Origin of the sequence: Pseudoalteromonas sp. DL2-H2.2 (assembly GCF_021532535.1) — a bacterium.
GTDB lineage: Bacteria > Pseudomonadota > Gammaproteobacteria > Enterobacterales > Alteromonadaceae > Pseudoalteromonas > Pseudoalteromonas rubra_A.
The window spans coordinates 185056-199698 of sequence record NZ_JAKGBD010000004.1; the positions used below are offsets into that span (position 1 = coordinate 185056).

Here is a 14643-nt window from a genome sequence, read left to right on the forward strand (position 1 = left end):
ATAATTTCAATGATCGGTGCAATACTTGCTTACTTAACAGGGATAAGACACAAAGGAGGTAAGTATGCACTTTGCTCAATCAGACACTTTAATATTCTCTGTGGCACTGAATGGTTATCAGTGGCGCTACCGCCGTTATCTGAACAGCCAGCGCGAGTACGCAAAGCGGATGGGGTACGATTACGTGGTGGTGACCCGCCCCTGGCTGAACCGGCTTGGCGCTGAGTGTTGCTGGCTTAAATTATTTTTGCTCAAAGCGGCGCTACAGGCCGGTTACCGGCAGGTGTTGTTTGTGGATGCCGATGCCTGTATTCAGCCACTCTGCCCGGCGCTGGATACCCTCTATCAGCCAGACAAGTTTTTGTATCTTGCCAGAGGGTATAGCGGGGCGTTTAACTCAGGTGTCATGTTAATGCGTAACTGTCCGCAGGCGATTGCCTGGCTGGATACCCTCATCACGTCTATGACGGAACCCGTGGTCGAGTCACAGGGGATTGGCTGGGGCGAAAACGGACATGTGATCCATTATGCCACGGGCTGCGCAGGCGTGGCCGAGCTGCAAAAGCACTGGAACAATACCTTTGATGCACAGCTGGATGACTATATTCGTCACTTTAACTATGGCCCCCTGAAGTGTTCGCTGCTGGATAAGTGCTTTCATACTGCCATCTTCAAATGCTCGCGCCTGCTGCTGGGTTATAGCTTGTCCCGGCCCGAAGAGCAGGCAGATAAACTGGCTGTAGTCCAGTCACGTGTCCCTGGGGCTCTGGCACAGATCCAAACCCTATATCCGCATTACTTTGCGAAATGCTGAGGTTTTTTAAAAAAGTGCTGAGGGTTTTATGAAAAAGTGCTGAGGGTTTTTCAAAATAAAAAAATTATCAAAATGCAATGCAGTTTACGCGCTTCATGTTCCTGGTAAATTTAAAATAGTCGTTATAAAACAATAAATTAAAGTTTGGCACGGTCTTCGCTATCTCCTTAGTGTAATTCACTAAACAGCGGAGGATGCGATGTCACCCTATCTTAATACTCAGTCATCACAGGCAGGTCATGCCAGCGTTAATACAGCACTGCGTGTTAGCGCAGCCCTGTTACTGGTCATCGCCCTGTTACCGCTGTTTATCGTCAATACGGCCGCGGCACTGCTGTGTTTTAAAGCACCGCTGCGTCGCCAAACCTGGATTGATATCAGTGCGCGGCCCGTGCGTCTGCTCAGCTGGCAGGTCGGCATCTGTAAACGCAGCGCGGCGCTGTTCAATGTCTTGAGCGGCTCAATCCACTTTGTTGGTAATCCTTTGGTACGCGCCGGAGTCAATATTCCTAAAGTAACGCGACTGCGCTCACCTTGTCACATGCCCGGGTTATTTGATGGCCTGTGGCTGCGCAGCCTGACCGGGCTGAATACCGACACACCACTGGCATTATTACAGCAACAAAGCCGCCAGGGTACAGCAACCGATGCGCTGCTGATCAGCAAAATCCTGTTGTGTCTGTGCCTGTATCGCAAGTCTGCAAACATGCCACAGCACAGTACCCTATTTGGTATTCCCTTTAGCAACACACAGATGCAAAACGCGGTTGACTGGGTGGTGCAGGGCAGCGAGCAGCAAGCATGTCGCTCGGCCTATTACATCAATGTTAACTCGGTCAACCTGTCAGCCGGTAACGCGCAGTTGTATCGGGTTTTGCAAGCCAGCGACCGTAATTTTATCGACGGCTCGGGCATGCGGATCGCGGCGCGTCAGGCGGGGATGAGCCTGGCTGATAACAATAATGGCACCGACATGCTGCCTGTACTGTGCCGCGCCGCCGTAACACATCAACGTTCGTTATTCCTGTTGGGTGCTCAGCCGGGCGTTGCACGCCTGGCCGCTGATAACCTGCGCCATGCCTATCCGGGGCTGCGCATCGCGGGCGTGCAGCATGGCTACTTCGATGACGACCAGGCCGTTGTCGATCAGATCAATCAAACTGGCGCCGACATAGTGCTGGTCGCGCTCGGCTCGCCGCGCCAGGAGATCTGGATAGACAGTAACAAACACAAGCTCCACGCCCAGTGTGCGCTGGCGGTTGGCGGCTTGTTCGACTTTTTCTCGGGCAACATAGCGCGTGCGCCTATGTGGATGAGAGAGCTGGGCCTTGAATGGGTGTGGCGTCTTATCCAGGAGCCTAAAGCCAAGTTTCATCGTTATGTACTCGGCAACCCCATTTTTCTCTTTCGTGTTTACGTTTTACAACAAGCTTTGCGAGGACTTTAATCATGTATAGCATCAAAAAAACCACAGCAACTCAGTTCACCCCGGTGTCATCATCTGTTTCTGAACAGACAAAACTGGACGGTCGTCACCATGGTATCCCGGCCTGCTTACAACGCCTGGCTGCGATCAGCGGATTATTACTGCTCAGCCCGTTTTTATTGCTTGTGATAGTGCTGATCAAGCTGGAGAGCCAGGGCCCGTGTGTGTACAAGCAGGTGCGGGTAGGCAAGTTGGGACGTCGTTTTACCATGTATAAGTTCCGCTCTATGTACCTGCCAAGCGATCCGCGCTTTCGCAATCCGGATCCAGCACAAAGCGACCGCGAAGGGGTCTGTGCAAAGTATCGTAATGACCCGCGTATTACCCGCATTGGCGCATTTATTCGTAAATATTCCATTGATGAGTTACCCCAGTTAATGAACGTGGCACGTGGCGACATGCTGTTAATCGGTCCGCGTCCGGCGCTGGAAAATGAAGTCAATGCGTATCAACCACACGAGCTGGGACGTCTGAACAGTGAGCAGGGGTTGACGGGTCTGTGGCAGGTAACAGGTCGCGCCGATACCACGTTTGCGCAGCAGGTTCAGCTGGATAAACAGTATATCGTGGAGCAAAGTGCGTTGAACGATGTATCGATTTTACTTAAAACCATTCCTTGTGTCCTGGGCGCCAAAGGAGCCTATTAACCCCAACGGGAGTGATAATGTTGCACTTAACTTGTGTTTTGCCATAAAACCACCGCTCAGCCGGTGGTTTTTTATTTTGAACAGGTCCATTTCTATTTTGCTAATTGTGAAAAAATAACGCGTTGCCTTTTGCAAATTAGTCCTGAAAAAAACGAGAAAAACACAAAAAACTCAATAAAAACAGCGGTGTAAATTTTGGCATGAGTGCTGCAGTAACTCAGTATCTTAACTTAACGAGGCAGCACAATGGCAGCAAAAAACAAAGCTTATATTGTTGGCTACTACGGCATGCGTAACAGCGGTGATGATGCGCTCATGCTGGCATCGGTGATGGGTGCCAGGCATTTTCTGAACAGCGAGCAGGTGACGGTCAGTGCCCCAGCAGGCGACCCTCTGGTGAACCAGTTAAATTGCAGTGGGCAACAAGCCCTGTTGTTTCGAGGTCATCAGCGACTGTGGCACTATCGCCATGCTTATGGCGCACAGCATGTGATTTTTGGTGGTGGCTCTGTGCTACACAGTAGCCGCGATATCGCACTGAAGCGCCACATGATGGCACTGAGTGGTCGCAACCTGGCGATGGCGCTGGGCGTGGGCATTGAGCCGTTTAAAACCCTGGATGACGAACTGCAATGCAAAAAGTTTCTCTACGAATGTGGCCTGGTCACACTGCGTGATAAGCAAAGCTACGACATTGCAGAGGCGTTGGCCCCGCATGCCAATCTGAAGCACACCTTCGACCTGGCGCCGTCTTTATTGCACCATCTTAAAGGCAAGCTGAATCCGGTGGCGCGTCAGGGCATTGCCTTTAACTTTTGTCCGCAATCCATTGATGCATTTGGTGCGGTCAATGAGCACAACGAGCTGCGCCGGATTGCCAAAGCGGTGGACCTGATCACCACGGTGTGGAGCTTTACCAACGAAGACATCTATCTGATTGATCTGAACGACCAGGCTCAGGGCAGCGACCGGGCCATTCACGACGAAATTGAGGCGCGCCTGCCTGACTACGTGACAGTTAAACGGATTCGTTATGTACCGAACCCAGCCAGTATCTTGCAGTGTATGGCGATGTTCAGGGTGGTCGTTGGCATGCGATTACATGCACAAATTTATGCCTATATGACGCAAACGCCCTTTATCAGCCTGCAATATCACGCCAAATGCACACAATGGTGTGAGCAAATTGGTCTGCCCGAGCAATACGCGTTTGATGCCAATGAGTTTAACCCGGATACCCTGTTTCGGGTGATGTATCGGGGTCTGGATCGCGGCTTTGACGCGCCGCGCCTGGCCATAGGTCAAGCCACTACTTTATCCCTTTCTAACTGGAGCGAACACTATGAACACCATCCAATTCACAGTCGTTATTCCGCTGTATAATAAAAGCGAGTGCATTGTCCGGGCACTGCAAAGTGTTCACACGCAGCACCATCAGGCCGCGGAAATCATAGTCGTTGACGATGGCTCGACCGACGATAGCCCGCAAAAAGTGATTGATCTGGGCTTGCCCAATTTACGTCTGGTACGTCAGACCAATCAGGGTGTCTCTGCTGCGCGTAATAAAGGGGTTAAAGCGGCAAGCAGTGATTACGTGGCATTTTTGGATGCCGATGACACCTGGAGCCCGTTCTTTTTGGCACGTATGGCTGAGCTGATCCAGCGTTTTCCGCAGGCGGGCCTGTTTGCCTCGCGTTACCAGAAAGTGTTGGATAACGGCGAGTATATCGACGCCAAAATCGCATTGACCAACTGGGCACCCGAGGGCTATGAAATGGACAACTACTTTGAGGTGGCGGCGAATGGTGATCTACCCTTTACCATGTCGAGTTTAGTGGTCGACAAAACCGCGTTCAACCAGTTAGGCGGATTTGTGGTCGGTGAATGGATGGGCGAAGATCAGAGTTTTTATGTGCAGGCGGCCCTTAAGTCGCGCATCGCGTATTCTCCCGCCATTGAGAGCTTTTATTTTCTGGGCGCGCCGGGCAGTGCCTGTGATAAGGCACCACCCACCCAGCTCTGTCCGTTTGCCGAGCGCCTGCTCAGCGCCATTAAAAACGGCGAGGTGGCGCACACTGCGATGGCGCATAAATATGTGGCGACCCACATCTGCGACCTGGCCAAACGCAACATTAAGCATCGCTTATATGGCCAGGCGTTGCGACTACTGGCCAACCCGGTGGCGCGTGCCAAGCCATTGCACTGGAGTGCCTACCTGGTGCTGAGCGTCTGCCGCAGCACCTTGTCCAGAGTGTCGTTTGGGCTTATTCGGTAGGGCCGTTACTGTTTGGCCCTCAGGGTGTCTATGATGCTGGCATCGACCCAGTAGACATCAACATTGCTGTTGTCGTCACTGACACCGCGGTTAAAGAGCAGGTATTTACCATCTGGGGTGACTGTGGCGTAGGCATCCCACTTATCTGAGTTGACGGCTGCACCCATATTGATTGCTTTCCCCCAGCCGCCGTTCTGTTGCTTAAAACTGATATAGAGGTCGGAGTCGCCAAAGCCGTCTTCGCGTTCGCTATCCCAGATCAGGTAGCTTTCATCGGGGGCGATAAAGGGGTGAGCGGTCATCTTCCCGGAGTTGACCACTTTACTCATTACCCGTGGTGTTTGTCGCTGGCCATTCTCAATCTCGGAAATACGCACTACTTTATTTTTATAGTCGTCAAAGACATAAGTGCCCTTACTGGATGCCGATAAGCGCATAATGCCAAAGTCTTCGCGGTCAAACATGGGGCCCAGACTTTGCCGCTCTGCCCAGTCGTTGCCCACGCGATCCCGGTAGCCTTCGGCCATATGCATGCGCTGGCCATCGGGCGAGAAGCTCACTTCGCCGATGCGTAAAAACTCGGTGAACTTCACCCAGGTGTTGTTCTGTTGTCTGAAGCCAATCACAGTCGGGCGAAATCCGGTTTTTTTCGGCCCTTCATAGACACCCCGGTCCAGAGTAAAGTAAAACTCCTGCATACCGGGGGCAAAGACGCCTTCTAGCTCCCAGCCTGCCTTTGAAACAATGCCAGGGGCAAAGGGCTCTGCGGTCATGCCTGGTGGTTTCTGGCCCATCAGTGGGCCGGTGATGGTGCCAAACTCATCCTTTGCCTGCGCTAACGTGCCACTGAGCAAGGTGCTTAATGCGATGGTCGTAAGTACTAATGATTTCTTCATAGTGTTGCTCCTTGTGCTGTGCGCTCTGACAACCATTTTATTGCACGCACCCCCGTCAGCGGGGCAGCGGTTTGATGGGTGCCTTCTATCTCGGCCAGCTCAATATCTAGTTGGGGATTGTTTGTTGATTTAAGAAAGTTAAACAGCCCTTTGACATGCGGGCTCAGCTTGTCTTCCAGGCTGCCGTACGACAAATAGACATGGGTTTTTGCTTTGGCATTTGTCTGGTTGGGCACTTCGAGTAGCTGTGTTAGCCGCCATACCGACGGGCTGCCAAGCAGATAGTTGTTAAAGGTATCGGGCCGGGTCAGCAAAGTGTAGGCACCAAATAACCCGCCCAGGGAGTAGCCAAAGTAGCTGTCGCTGCCTGGTTTAACGCGATAGTGCTGTGCAATGTAGGGTTTGACCTGATTGCGAATAAAGTCGATATGTGCGTTGGCCCCGCCAAACTGATATTTTGCCTGACTCTCGGGCTTAGTTGACGGGGCAAAGGAGTAATCACGGTAGCGGCTGACGTGCGCGCCTTCTTCTTTGAGCAAAGGCGCTGGCATATTAGTTTGCCAGGAAATACCGACCAAGATCGTGTCTTCCATCAAAAAGTAGGCGGCAGAGGCCAGCATTTCGATGTGCCAGGTCATATCGGTGTAATACAGCACCGGGTGCTGCTTTTGTGCCGAATAATTCTCGGGCAGCTGAATAACCAGCTCATACGTCCGTTCGGTGCCAGCCTGAGTCAGCTGAACAACCTGGGTGCGGGGTATTTCATAGGGCACAGACTTGTTGCTGGCCAGCAGCTTCATCGGCAACAGCAGTGCAAAAATCAAGATAATAATACTTTGTGTCATGGTCGTTCCTCAGTTATTAAAGGTCGCGGTGTGAACGGGTTTATCACCGCAGATAACGACACTGTATTTGCCAGCCGGAAAAACGCATGATGTTTCCTTGATATTCGGCTGAATTTTTTATTTTGGTATTAAAAGTATTACTTTCAAAAGGTTATTTTTTATGTCGAACAGTTTGGGGCTGGGTGCCAGGCGGTATGGGCGTGTTCCGTCAGGCTGAGCACGTGTCTTTGGTGGATACTGACATAGTGAAAGGTGGTAAAGCTATTGCTTTGCTCTGTCAGTTTGCATAGCAATAGCTGTCATGATCATGCGCAATACCGCCAGGATCGTTGCAGGCGATAGTTCGCTGATTGCTGTAGTGTCCTAACCCTCAAACAAGGCGCTGATGGCTTGCGTTTTGAGTTTGTCCATTTCGGTTTTAATTTGCGGGCCCTTAAAACCGAGCGCAATAACCTCTTGCGCATTCACTTTAGCACCCAGCTGATGGGCTTGTGCCAGCATGTCACAGCGCTGTGCCAGCTTATCGCTCAAGGTCCTGGCGGCTTTGCACATCAGTGTCAGGCGGTGTGGTCGTCGCCAGGCATCGAGTGCACTGAAAAGCTGCATTATCGTGTGTGTCTGCCAGTCAGTACTTTGCAATAAAGGTAACGCCGTTTGCAGGTCGCGCAGTGCTTCGCTATAGGCCTTGGGGATTTTAAAGTCCTGCTCGAGGTTATAGCCATTGAGCTGCGCGCGATGCTGCCATAGTGCAAAGCTTATCAGCAGGTAGTCATCATCTTGCTTATCGAGCTTGCTGGTGCAGGTTTTAAGGCGCTGGCTGTCGTCGCTCGTCCAGGTATTCTGCCATGGCATGACCAAAGCGAGCGCGCTGAGGCTGGCCAGTACGTCGGTAAACACCTCAATGGCGCCATCTTTGAGGGATTTTTCAATTTCCTGCCATACCCGTTCTTTAGTGAGGGTAGCCAGTTCGCCGTCATCAACCATGCGTTGCATCAGCGCCTGTGTTTGGGGAGCAATGGTAAACCCAAGGTGATGATAACGTGCGGCAAAACGGGCAACCCGCAATACCCGCAAGGGATCTTCGCCGAATGCGTCGCTGACATGGCGCAGTACCCGGGCGTTAAGGTCTTGCTGGCCATGATAAGGGTCGATGAGGGTGCCGTCCTCATCCTGGGCAATGGCATTGACCGTGAGGTCGCGGCGCATTAAGTCTTCTTCCAGGGTAATGCTGGGGGCAAAATCACAGATAAACCCGGTGTAGCCCTGTCCTTGTTTTCGTTCGGTGCGGGCCAGTGCGTGTTCATCTTTACTCTCGGGATGTAAAAAGACCGGGAAGTCTTTGCCAACCTGCTGATAACCAAGCTGTTGCATTTGCGCAGGGGTTGCGCCCACCACCACATAATCGCGCTCCAGAATAGGACGTCCAAGGAGTTGATCACGTACTGCGCCACCGACCAGGTAAATTTTCATGGTAAATTCCGTATTGAAAAAGCAAACAAGGTTTTAACTTGTGCCGTTTTTTTGCCATTATAGGCCCCATTCTAACAAGAAAGAGACGAGCCGTGTATTTACGTTATTTTGGTCTGACCGAAAAGCCGTTTTCGATAGCACCAAACCCGGAGTTTTTGTTCTTAAGCGAACGCCATAAGGAAGCGCTTGCTCATCTGACTTACGGCCTGGGTGATGCCGGCGGCTTTGTGCTGCTAACCGGCGAAGTGGGGACGGGTAAAACCACCGTAACCCGCAGCATGCTGGCGCAACTACCTGAGTCCACGCAGGTGGCGTTTATCCTCAATCCGGCGTTGTCGGAAATGGAGCTGCTTGCAAGTATCTGTGACGAACTGAACATCGACTATGATGCGCAAAACGCAACCCTGAAATCACTCACCGATGTGATTAAGGCGCGGCTGCTGGATAATCATCAGCGCGGTGGTCACACTATGTTGATCATCGACGAAGCACAACACCTCGCAGCAGAAGTGCTGGAGCAGTTGCGATTACTTACTAATCTGGAGACCGACCATAAAAAACTGCTGCAGATAGTGCTGGTGGGTCAACCCGAGTTGCAACAGTTGCTCAAGCGCAATGAGCTGCGTCAGCTGGCACAGCGCATTACGGCGCGCTATCATCTGCTGCCGCTGACTGAATCGCAGGTTTTTGCTTATGTGAAGCACCGTCTTAATAAGGCGGGCTGCCAGAGTAGTTTGTTTGAGCCTCAGGCCATTGCTTATATGCATCAGGTGACGGCCGGGATCCCCAGGCTGATCAATTTGCTGGCCGACCGGTGTTTACTGGGCGCATACTCCGCACAGCAACAGGTTGTGACTAAGACCATTGCCATGCAGGCCGCCAAAGAAGCGCTGCCGCTTGATTTGGTGCCGCAATCCGGTGAGAAAAAAGTCAATATGCCGGTGCTGGTTTCAGGCTGGGTAGCTGCCATGTTTATGTGTGGCTTCGGTCTTTCGTATATTTTTTAGTGGTGTGATATGTCGTACCTAATCAATGCATTAAAACAATCTCAACAAATCGACTCAGAGCAGGATTACCAACAATCACGTCATGAGCAACAGGTTCGCTTTTATCGCCGTTTAAGCCTTACTCTGGGAGGTGCACTCATTAGCGTGTGCGCGCTGGGAGCGGGTTATTTTGTCGGTGAAGCCTTTCAGGGAGAGCCACAAGAAGAAGTTATCGCAAGCGTTGCAGACAAAGGCACTGACGTTACTGCGGTGGCAGGCGATAAGCAGGCCGAGACGCAGCAAAGCGCACAGCCCCAGGCAGTAAACACACCTGCCCCGGCGCCGGTTAATCAGGTAGTGGCGACCAATCCAGCTGTGGTACAAGGCGGACAAATTGTAAATCAGCCTATAAATCAGGGCGCTAATCCGGCAATCAATCCTGTGATGCACAGTGCGCAGCGTCAGATCCATTATCAGTGGATGTCGGTTCAGGTCGGGTTTGACTCCCAGGGGCAGCCCGTTTACTCACAACAGCTGGTGCCAGTGTCTGCCAATGGCCAGATAATCCAGCAGCCTGTAGGCGCTCAGTATGCGGCTACGCAACCGGCTTACCAGACCAATAATGTCCCTGCTTTTGCCACCAATCAGGGACAAGTGGCTCAACAGCCGCTTGACGACCTCAGTGGTTATCGGGTGCTGGGTGTGCCACTTGAGCAAGCCCGCGCGAATGCCGCCCGACAGGAAGCACAGCGCCAGCAAGATGAAGCTCTGGCAGATGTGCCAGACGAGCTGAAAAAAGCCTTTGAACAGGCGGTGGAAAAAACCGCGCCCAAGTCGGAGCGCATTGTCTCTGAGGTGCTCTCCAGCACCAAAGGATCTGCACGGGCAACACCGGTAGAGTTATTGCCCCCGCAGCTGCAAAACAGCTTACCAAGGTTGCGCTACCAGGCACATATTTATGCCACTGACGCCGAGAAACGCTGGATCAAGCTCAATAATCGGGAGCTGTACGAGGGCGACAACATGGGTGCCCTGCAACTGGTAGAGATCACCCCCGAGCAGGCGTTGTTTGACTTTGATGGTATCGAGTTTACCTTACAGGCCATGCAGGACTGGCCCGAAGGCTAGTAATACCCGAGGGCGAGTAACAACGCCTTTTAAGGCATCATGGTGTGGCGGAAAAAACGGATCAGGTCAATGCTGAACTCTTCCGGTTTTATCGCCGCTTCCAGCTCATCGGTCACACGCTTGTCGGCCAGGTCGATGTCTTTTACCTCGGTGTACAGCATGTTTTTGGCGTGATAAAACACCTTCACCACCGGCTTGAGTGGCTCTTTTGGGTTACTTGATGCGACAATACCAATGCGTTCACTTTTGAGTTTCACCAAGGTGCCCACCGGGTAGACCCCAATGCAGTTGATAAAGTGTGCCAGCAGCTCTGCATCATAATGACTAGGCGTGCCTTCTTTTAAAATACGAAAGGCACGGATTGGGGTCAGGCCGGCCTTATACACCCGCTCGGCGGTTAGTGCATCATACACATCCACAATGGCCGCCATGCGAACATACTGAGACAGCTCGTCGGCTTTTTTGCCAAACGGATAGCCGCTGCCATCCAGTCGTTCATGGTGAAACCCGGCAATTTCGGTAGCTATCTGTCCGAGCCCGCTTTGGGCAACAATGTCATAGCTGTATTTGGCGTGATCCTTCATTAAATTATATTCATCGTCACTGAGCTTTCCGGGCTTATTGAGGAGCTCGTTGGAGATTTGAATTTTGCCTATATCGTGTAACAGCGCGCCGGTGGCCAGCTGCTCTATAATATTGCGCTCCAGGCCAAGGTGTTTGGCGAAAATACTCATTAAAATTGAGACGTTTAAAGAGTGCTCGAGTAAGTAGCTGTCTTTTTCGCGGATCCGGGCAATGCAGGCCAGGGCATCCTGATTACGAAATATCGAATCAATGAACCCGGACGCCGTTTGTTTAAACTCTTCGACGGCGATGGCCTTACCCGCTTTGACATCCGCAAAGGCTTTTTCCTGAATCCCCTTGGCCTCTTCATACAGGGTGGTGGCCAGGTCCAGCTCGGCGTCAACACTGGTGGTTTTGTGCCAGGGGTCGTGTACTGTGACGCTGTCTTTGTGGGCTGCTTCGCAGTGCTCGGGTGGTGTTTGCTGCTTGGCTTGCAAGGCTTTGTCCGGATCGATTTCGACTTCCAGCACGCCGGCTTTGTGCAAAGCCTCAATGGCGCCCTGCGTACGTACCCAACCCTGGCTTTTGACGCGCACATGGCCTTCTTGGCGGGTTACACCCACAACGAACATGCCTGGTTTTAACTCATTGATTATTATCGTTTTCACGGACGCTATAAGATAGTGGTTCAGACTTTAAGCTTAGCAAAGCTTAAGCAGAAAGAAAGGAATAATCCGCTATGTTTATCCGTTGTACTACCTCCGCGATAACGCAAAGAGGTTGCATTTTATAGCAATTCTTCGCAAGCTGGTTATCCCTTAAAAACACTAAGAATAACAATGATGAAAACACTACTATCTGCATTATCACTGGTGCTGGCAAGCCATGGCGCGCTGGCTTATCAACTGGATACCGAAGTTGCGCGGGCTTTACCTGAGCTTGAAGCACTCTATTTACACTTGCATCAGAATCCCGAACTTTCTTATCAGGAAGCGCAAACGGCCAAGCGGCTGGCGTCTGAGCTTAAACAACTGGGCTTTGAGGTCACTGAGCAGATTGGCGGCCATGGTGTGGTAGCACTGCTGCGCAACGGCGAGGGGCCAACGGTGATGATCCGCGCCGATACCGATGGTCTGCCGATTGTTGAGCAAACCGGCAAACCCTATGCTTCCAAAGTGCGGGTGAAAGATGCCAGCAATAATGAAGTCGGGGTGATGCATGGCTGTGGCCATGACATTCACATGACCAGTTTTATCGGCACCGCCCAGCAGCTGGCTAATAATCGCGATCAGTGGCAGGGCACATTAATGATGGTGGCGCAACCGGCAGAAGAAGTGGGCGCGGGCGCCAAAGCCATGCTCAAAGAAGGGCTGTTCAGCCGCTTTGCTAAACCCGATCATGTACTTGGATTGCATGTCAGTGCCTCTTTGCCAGCCGGTCAGGTGGCCATTGCTCCGGGCTATGCGCTGGCCAATGTTGACTCGGTAGACATCATAGTGCGCGGCAAAGGCGGTCACGGTGCCTATCCTCATACCACGGTAGACCCTGTGGTGCTGGCATCACGCATTGTACTTGCGGCGCAAACCATTACCAGCCGGGAGATCTCACCACTGAAGCCCTCGGTGATCACGGTGGGGTCCATTCACGGCGGCTCGAAACACAACATCATTTCTAATGAAGTGAAGCTTCAGCTGACACTGCGCTCTTACGACCCCGCAGTGCGTGAACAGCAAATTGCCGCGCTGGAGCGCATGACCAAGGGGATTGCACAAAGTGCAGGGTTACCGCCGGAACTGGCTCCCATCGTGTATGTGCATGAAGAAGAGAGCATTCCGTCAACCTACAATACGCCTGAGCTGGCTGTGCGGGTAGAAAAAAGCATTCGTGCCGAGCTGGGCGATGAACAGGTTGTAAAAGCAGAGCCTGTGATGGCAGGGGAAGACTTTGGTTTGTACGGTCGCACACCGGAAAATATCCCGGCCACCATCTTCTGGCTGGGTGGCGTTGAGCCAGACGCCTATCGCCAGGCCCAGTTTTCGGGTGAGCCTTTGCCATCGCTGCATTCAAGCAAGTTTGCGCCAGATTATCCGCTGACCATCAAAACCGGTGTGCGCGCGATGACAGCCAGCGCGCTGGACTTGTTTAAAACGGCACCGGCGCTGTAAAGGTCATCATTTGCTCTGATATTGGGTGACAGATCTGCAGCATCTCGGCATGCAATTGCAGCCGGGACGCCGCCGCCAGTGCCTCGCCCTGCGCATAAAGCCGGTCGCCCAAAATGGGATGACCCAGAGACAGCATGTGTACACGCAGCTGATGTGAGCGTCCGGTGATGGGCGTTAATTTAACCCGGGTGGCGTGTGTCTCGTGGGATAACACTTCAAAATGCGTCAGCGAAGGCTTGCCACTCTCGTGACAGACCATTTGTTTTGGGCGGTTTGGCCAGTCGCAGATCAGGGGCAGGTCTACCGAGCCACTGGACTGAGCTAGTCTGCCATGAACCCGGGCAATATAGCGTTTGGCGGTCAGGCGGTCCTGAAACTGAATGCTGAGAAAGCGATGTGCTGCCTTGTGCATTGCCAGACACAGCACCCCAGATGTGGCCATATCCAGACGATGGACTATCTTTGCGTTGGGATATACCAGATTAACCCGGCTGATCACGCTGTCCCAGTGCTTTGGATCTTTACCCGGCACGCTCAGCAAGCCACTGGGTTTGTTTAACACCAGCATATGGTCGTCCTGATAGAGAATATCAAGATAAGGATCGGTGGGGGGAGCGTAATTGACTAACACAAATAACCTGCAACTGGCATCGACTTCAAGGGCCAACATTTTACCTAGCGTCTGGCGAAAAGGCCAATCACAATACACGTAATGTCCTGTTATTGACACCCGTCAGAAGATACGGGAAAGTGCAAAACCTAAGCGCGTAAAGGAATCAAGTATGAAGCTACCATTACACTGCGAATACAGCTACGACCCCAATTTTTTAACTCAGGAAGAAAGCCAGGCTTTGTTTCAGTGGCTGACAGACCACTTTGACCTGTCACAACCTGAAACCATAACCATGGGGGACGGCTCAAAGGCTGCTATTCGGCCCTGGAAAGTTAATCTGTTAGAGCCTGCACTTGCCCAATCTGGCCAGTTCGGCCTTTTTCACGGCAGGCAACAACCCTGGTTTGCATTAATTGAGCAGATCCACCAGCGCCTGACAGAGCAGACTGGGTTAGTTTTTCCTGTGTGTGTATGCCTGTATTATCCTGACGGAGAAGAATGGATGGATTTTCACTGTGATTTACCAGCGTTTGGTTCTACCAATGTCATTCCTTCTTTGAGCATAGGCGCAAAACGGACTTTTCAGGTCCGTAGCCAGGCGGATCATCAGGATCTACACTCAATTGAGCTGGAAAACGGCTCCTTGTTTATCATGGGCAGTGGTTTTCAGACACAGTATCAGCATGCGGTGCCAAGGGCACCCGGAGCCGGCCCCCGTTTTAACCTGACTTTTCGTCAGTTTGGTCCGTACTAG

At 52.1% G+C, this 14643-nt stretch carries 14 protein-coding genes; 9 read left to right on the forward strand and 5 right to left on the reverse strand.

What is annotated here, in order from left to right; genetic code table 11:
- Window positions 1-64 precede the first annotated feature (64 nt).
- From L1285_RS08925 to L1285_RS08945, 5 genes are all read left to right on the forward strand, one after another.
- Window positions 65-814: a hypothetical protein gene (locus L1285_RS08925; protein ID WP_235412021.1), complete on the forward strand. Its 750-nt coding sequence runs from the start codon at window positions 65-67 to the stop codon at window positions 812-814.
- Window positions 815-1013: 199 nt separating this feature from the next.
- Window positions 1014-2261 (forward strand): WecB/TagA/CpsF family glycosyltransferase, encoded by a 1248-nt coding sequence (locus L1285_RS08930; protein ID WP_235412022.1) that lies wholly within the window; start codon window positions 1014-1016, stop codon window positions 2259-2261.
- 2 nt (window positions 2262-2263) lie between these two features.
- The gene (locus L1285_RS08935) at window positions 2264-2947 is read left to right on the forward strand and encodes a sugar transferase (protein ID WP_209052535.1); all 684 of its coding nucleotides are present in this window, start codon (window positions 2264-2266) and stop codon (window positions 2945-2947) included.
- 246 nt (window positions 2948-3193) lie between these two features.
- Complete coding sequence (locus L1285_RS08940) at window positions 3194-4330, forward strand: polysaccharide pyruvyl transferase family protein (protein WP_235412023.1); 1137 nt, start codon at window positions 3194-3196, stop codon at window positions 4328-4330.
- The gene (locus tag L1285_RS08945; protein WP_235412024.1) at window positions 4290-5222 is read left to right on the forward strand and encodes a glycosyltransferase family 2 protein; all 933 of its coding nucleotides are present in this window, start codon (window positions 4290-4292) and stop codon (window positions 5220-5222) included. Before L1285_RS08940 ends, L1285_RS08945 begins: the two co-directional genes overlap by 41 nt.
- Before the next feature lie 5 nt (window positions 5223-5227).
- On the opposite strand, the gene L1285_RS08950 is transcribed toward L1285_RS08945, so the two are convergent.
- The 3 genes from L1285_RS08950 to L1285_RS08960 all read right to left on the reverse strand — a co-directional run bounded on the left by L1285_RS08950 (window position 5228) and on the right by L1285_RS08960 (window position 8433).
- Window positions 5228-6118 (reverse strand): hypothetical protein, encoded by an 891-nt coding sequence (locus tag L1285_RS08950; RefSeq protein ID WP_235412025.1) that lies wholly within the window; start codon window positions 6116-6118, stop codon window positions 5228-5230.
- Entirely contained in the window at window positions 6115-6963 is an 849-nt protein-coding gene (locus L1285_RS08955; protein ID WP_235412026.1) for an alpha/beta hydrolase, read from the reverse strand. Before L1285_RS08955 ends, L1285_RS08950 begins: the two co-directional genes overlap by 4 nt.
- A gap of 363 nt (window positions 6964-7326) precedes the next feature.
- Window positions 7327-8433: a tRNA nucleotidyltransferase gene (locus tag L1285_RS08960; protein WP_235412027.1), complete on the reverse strand. Its 1107-nt coding sequence runs from the start codon at window positions 8431-8433 to the stop codon at window positions 7327-7329.
- Between the two features lie 92 nt (window positions 8434-8525).
- On the opposite strand from L1285_RS08960, the gene L1285_RS08965 reads away from it, so the two are divergent.
- On the forward strand, window positions 8526-9440 hold the full coding sequence (locus L1285_RS08965; RefSeq protein ID WP_046003605.1) for an ExeA family protein: 915 nt from the start codon (window positions 8526-8528) through the stop codon (window positions 9438-9440).
- A gap of 9 nt (window positions 9441-9449) precedes the next feature.
- Complete coding sequence (locus L1285_RS08970) at window positions 9450-10547, forward strand: general secretion pathway protein GspB (RefSeq protein ID WP_235412028.1); 1098 nt, start codon at window positions 9450-9452, stop codon at window positions 10545-10547.
- 29 nt (window positions 10548-10576) lie between these two features.
- Here the strand turns inward: L1285_RS08970 and L1285_RS08975 are convergent, their stop codons facing one another.
- On the reverse strand, window positions 10577-11779 hold the full coding sequence (locus L1285_RS08975) for an HD-GYP domain-containing protein (RefSeq protein WP_235412029.1): 1203 nt from the start codon (window positions 11777-11779) through the stop codon (window positions 10577-10579).
- Window positions 11780-11950: 171 nt separating this feature from the next.
- Between L1285_RS08975 and L1285_RS08980 the strand changes: the two genes are divergently transcribed.
- A complete protein-coding gene (locus L1285_RS08980; protein WP_209052525.1) occupies window positions 11951-13276 on the forward strand; it encodes a M20 metallopeptidase family protein in 1326 nt (441 codons plus the stop codon).
- Here the strand turns inward: L1285_RS08980 and rluA are convergent.
- Window positions 13254-13907 carry a bifunctional tRNA pseudouridine(32) synthase/23S rRNA pseudouridine(746) synthase RluA gene (gene rluA, locus L1285_RS08985; RefSeq protein ID WP_235412205.1) on the reverse strand — a complete coding sequence of 218 codons (654 nt, stop codon included), beginning with the start codon at window positions 13905-13907 and terminating at the stop codon, window positions 13254-13256. The two genes, L1285_RS08980 and rluA, sit on opposite strands and share 23 nt — an antisense overlap.
- Window positions 13908-14058: 151 nt before the next feature.
- Between rluA and L1285_RS08990 the strand changes: the two genes are divergently transcribed.
- Window positions 14059-14643 carry an alpha-ketoglutarate-dependent dioxygenase AlkB gene (locus L1285_RS08990; RefSeq protein ID WP_235412030.1) on the forward strand — a complete coding sequence of 195 codons (585 nt, stop codon included), beginning with the start codon at window positions 14059-14061 and terminating at the stop codon, window positions 14641-14643.

What these genes read in the sequence shown, in the direction of transcription:
- L1285_RS08925 (WP_235412021.1), top strand. Translation starts at nt 65, where the DNA reads ATGCACTTTGCTCAATCAGACACTTTAATATTCTCTGTGGCACTGAAT.
- L1285_RS08930 (WP_235412022.1), top strand. Translation starts at nt 1,014, where the DNA reads ATGTCACCCTATCTTAATACTCAGTCATCACAGGCAGGTCATGCCAGC.
- L1285_RS08935 (WP_209052535.1), top strand. Translation starts at nt 2,264, where the DNA reads ATGTATAGCATCAAAAAAACCACAGCAACTCAGTTCACCCCGGTGTCA.
- L1285_RS08940 (WP_235412023.1), top strand. Translation starts at nt 3,194, where the DNA reads ATGGCAGCAAAAAACAAAGCTTATATTGTTGGCTACTACGGCATGCGT.
- L1285_RS08945 (WP_235412024.1), top strand. Translation starts at nt 4,290, where the DNA reads ATGAACACCATCCAATTCACAGTCGTTATTCCGCTGTATAATAAAAGC.
- L1285_RS08950 (WP_235412025.1), bottom strand. Translation starts at nt 6,118, where the DNA reads ATGAAGAAATCATTAGTACTTACGACCATCGCATTAAGCACCTTGCTC.
- L1285_RS08955 (WP_235412026.1), bottom strand. Translation starts at nt 6,963, where the DNA reads ATGACACAAAGTATTATTATCTTGATTTTTGCACTGCTGTTGCCGATG.
- L1285_RS08960 (WP_235412027.1), bottom strand. Translation starts at nt 8,433, where the DNA reads ATGAAAATTTACCTGGTCGGTGGCGCAGTACGTGATCAACTCCTTGGA.
- L1285_RS08970 (WP_235412028.1), top strand. Translation starts at nt 9,450, where the DNA reads ATGTCGTACCTAATCAATGCATTAAAACAATCTCAACAAATCGACTCA.
- L1285_RS08980 (WP_209052525.1), top strand. Translation starts at nt 11,951, where the DNA reads ATGATGAAAACACTACTATCTGCATTATCACTGGTGCTGGCAAGCCAT.
- L1285_RS08990 (WP_235412030.1), top strand. Translation starts at nt 14,059, where the DNA reads ATGAAGCTACCATTACACTGCGAATACAGCTACGACCCCAATTTTTTA.